This is a genomic window from Candidatus Cloacimonadota bacterium (assembly GCA_011372345.1).
In the GTDB taxonomy this organism is placed as follows: domain Bacteria; phylum Cloacimonadota; class Cloacimonadia; order Cloacimonadales; family TCS61; genus DRTC01.
The window spans coordinates 1-3,290 of sequence record DRTC01000013.1 but is presented as its reverse complement, the minus strand read 5'-3'; the positions used below and the strand labels follow the sequence as shown (position 1 = coordinate 3,290).

3 protein-coding genes are annotated in these 3,290 nt (G+C 36.5%); 1 reads left to right on the top strand and 2 read right to left on the bottom strand.

Annotated features, from left to right (window positions below; genetic code table 11):
- Positions 1–316 (top strand): hypothetical protein (locus ENL20_00220; GenBank protein ID HHE36986.1); only part of this gene is annotated, 316 nt, incomplete at its 5' end.
- A 127-nt stretch (positions 317–443) separates the two neighbouring features.
- Here the strand turns inward: ENL20_00220 and ENL20_00215 are convergent.
- Together ENL20_00215 and ENL20_00210 are read right to left on the bottom strand one after the other, a co-directional pair.
- Complete coding sequence (locus tag ENL20_00215) at positions 444–1,772, bottom strand: VWA domain-containing protein (GenBank protein HHE36985.1); 1,329 nt, start codon at positions 1,770–1,772, stop codon at positions 444–446.
- Positions 1,769–2,890 (bottom strand): magnesium chelatase ATPase subunit I, encoded by a 1,122-nt coding sequence (locus tag ENL20_00210; protein ID HHE36984.1) that lies wholly within the window; start codon positions 2,888–2,890, stop codon positions 1,769–1,771. The genes ENL20_00215 and ENL20_00210 overlap by 4 nt, the downstream gene beginning before the upstream one ends.
- Positions 2,891–3,290: the final 400 nt, after the last annotated feature.

Below are 3,290 nucleotides of genomic sequence, written 5' to 3'. Positions count from 1 at the left end.
TACAGTGGGAAACGGCATTTGCTGCGGTGGCAGATTTCATCTTACTCCGGATGCTAAGATAGATGATGAGGAATTCGATTTTTGTATTATTGATAAGCTTTCACGAAGAAAGATATTCAAATTAATTCCAAAGGCAGTGAAGGGCACGCATACAGAACTTCCTGTTGCTCATCTATACAAAGGCAGGGAAATTCTTATTAAGGCACATCGCGATTTGCCGCTTTATCTCGATGGGGAGATACCTTTTATAAAGGATAAAAAGAATATACATGTGAAGATATTACCTCATAGGATACGATTGATAACACCAGAATAAGAAAAGACCCTTAAGAAAAACTCGGAGGTTTGTTAAATATTCATAACGGTTTGGCACACCACGAACGGAGCTTGGGGTGTATTGTTAGTGAAATTTAATTTCATTTTGCAGTAAATCAATGTTTAATTCATAAATTAACTTTAACATCATTCATTGCATCAAAAAATTCGGTTAACTTTTCTTCGTCAATAAAAGCTTTTTCTTCTCTAAGCAGGTTAAATTTAGTTTTGGGATGAACTTCTATATATTTTGCTTTTGTGATGTCGATTATTTTCTCAATCAGTTTTTTGCCCCAACTAACGTTTTCTTCATCTTTTGCTGCAGGATTGATAATGATGAAGCCGAGTTTTTCATCACGAATTTTTTTCGATGCGGATAAAACCAATTTATAAGAAGGTTCTTCCAACAAATCTTTATGACCTCCTTCCAAAGGTTCTGGAAAACAATCCGAGATCAAGATCAGCAGATTTTTCATTCCAGGAAGTTTATATTGATCTTTGGAAAAAACCTGTAAAGCGAGATTCAATCCTTCTCCCAACGGTGTCTGACCTTTTGCTTCCGTCTCATTGATTGTTCCGATAACCTGCTTCACATTCAAAGTTGGATAATGATAGATTTGAGCCAGATCGTTATTGAAAGTGATCAAACCCAATTTATCTCTGGAATTGGAAACATTGGAAGTAATGTAAGAAATGAATTTTTCAATGTGTGGGATAACCCAGGAAATCGATTTGCTCGTATCGAGCACGAGCATAATATTATAGATCACATTTTCTTCATATTTCGTAAAAAGGAAATTTTTCGTCTGAATATTGAATTTCCTATCTTTTAAGGAGTAATTCCCGTTTTGGATGGCATTGAAGATCGTTGGTGTGAGTGCGATATTTCCAGATCGCTCTTTGGAAAACCTGATAATTCTTCCATTATCGAGAGAAAGATTGTTCTTTCCATGAACCGAATGTTTTGTTTTCTCTCTTTTGGCAAAATTCATCCGCATTTTCTGTAGATCTTTTGCATCAATAGAAAATTTTGTTTCAGCTTCCTTTTTTAAAATATTTTTTTTGATAATTGTTCTGTATTTCGGTAAATTCTTTGTCGCTGTTTTTATATCTCTATTTTTGATAACACCCATTACAAGTTTCATTATTTGTTTGATAGACATTTTTTCATCAAACATAAAAAATGATTTTCCAATACCTCTTTCTGATAATGGAATCGTAATTTCTGAATCAGGATTGGATAAGAGATTTAAAATTCCTTTCAGGTATTGTAGATTCTCTTTTGAATCGTGATGCTGATCGAACATTTTAAGCATTTCTTCTAATAGTTTAACCTGTTCTTCGGTCAATTCCTCATCTTCAGCAAACCTGACCGGAAGTTTGGGAATATCGGACTCTAACTTTTCAGGACTTTGGGATTCGAGCCAGTTTACAACATCTTCCAAAGCCCTAATCATTTTTTTTCCTGTTGGATCAAACCTCCTTCGGAAAATAGATTAATACATTTATTTATTTCTTCGTATATTTTCTCTGTCTTTTTAGGAAATTCCTTCTCTTTAAGATTATCGAAAAATTCATCTATCTCTGCTTTTGTTAATGGTTTGGAAAGTCCTCCTTCTCGTGTGCGATGTCCGAGAACGAATTTCGCTGCTTGTTTGATGTGACGCAGTTCAACTTGTTTTTTCAATTCGAAGGCAGCGTGAGTTCTGGCTGTTTTGATGATCCCGATATCTGCACGATGTCCATCGACTTTATTTTCTGCACATAATTTCACAACAATATCATAAAATTCAGCATTCACTTCCACTTCTTCCAAAATTGTTCTTCCAATCTTGATGAAATTCTTCAAGTTTTCCGTTTCTTGTTGGAATTGCTCCCTGAATTTTGCCGGATCCTTTTCATAAGCAAGATTACGGTTGATTATTTCTTTTCTAAGAATTTCATCTGTTACTGAATCGAGCATAACCGAGAGTGGGAATCTATCCAATATTTGTGGTCGGAGTTCTCCTTCTTCCGGATTCATCGTTCCGATCAAAAGAAATTCCGAAGGGTGAGAAATGGAAAATCCTTCTCGTTCAATACGATTCCAACCCATTGCTGAAACGTCGAGAATATCATCGACAATATGATCCGGAAGCAGATTCACTTCATCTATATAAAGGATTTGACGATGAGCTTTTGCCAGAATTCCGGGAATAAAACGATGTTTTCCTTCCTTTAAAAGCAGTTCGACATCGACATTTCCCAGAAGTCTGTCTTCCGTAATACTCAACGGAACCGGAACATTCACGACTTCTTTGGATATAATTTCCTTTTTTTCTTCAGAATATTTTCCCCGGCAATCTTCACACCAATATTCCGTTTTTTCCGGATCACAATTGAATTTACAATCCTTCAAAACATCAATCTCCGGGACGATATCTGTCATCGAATAAACTACCGTGCTTTTCCCCGAACCTTTGACACCTTTGATCAACAATCCACCCATCTTGGGATTGATGATATTCAGGATAATTCCGAGAAGCAGCTCTTCCTGCCCGACAATTGCAGTAAATGGATAATGGATTTTTACCATTTTAACCTCACATATTTATTAATTCTAATTTTCACTAACCTATGTATCCACAAACAAGTTCTCGGACCCGCCAAAGGGACGGAAAAGTACACCCGATTTGTGAATGTATAAAAACTTTTTATAATTCTAATATTATTCATCTTATATATTTAACTCATCCGACTTTATTTCCTGTCAAGAAGTTTGTCTGTTCCCTCATCCTCTCGTATCCATCCACTGACTGGCGGATTTGATACGCACATGCTGGGCTACCAAGCAGGGGCTTAGTAGCCAGAGAGTGGTTTGTGGCTTTGTAACCAGAAGGTGAATGAATTCTTGTAAAAAAGCACGAGTCGGTCATGAAGGGAACGACTCGGGATGGCAAGTCAACCCGACTCATCTTTGCAAGCTGAGTCGTGTT

Coding starts and splice junctions, on each gene's coding strand:
- ENL20_00215 (HHE36985.1), bottom strand. CDS start 1,772: ATGATTAGGGCTTTGGAAGATGTTGTAAACTGGCTCGAATCCCAAAGT.
- ENL20_00210 (HHE36984.1), bottom strand. CDS start 2,890: ATGGTAAAAATCCATTATCCATTTACTGCAATTGTCGGGCAGGAAGAG.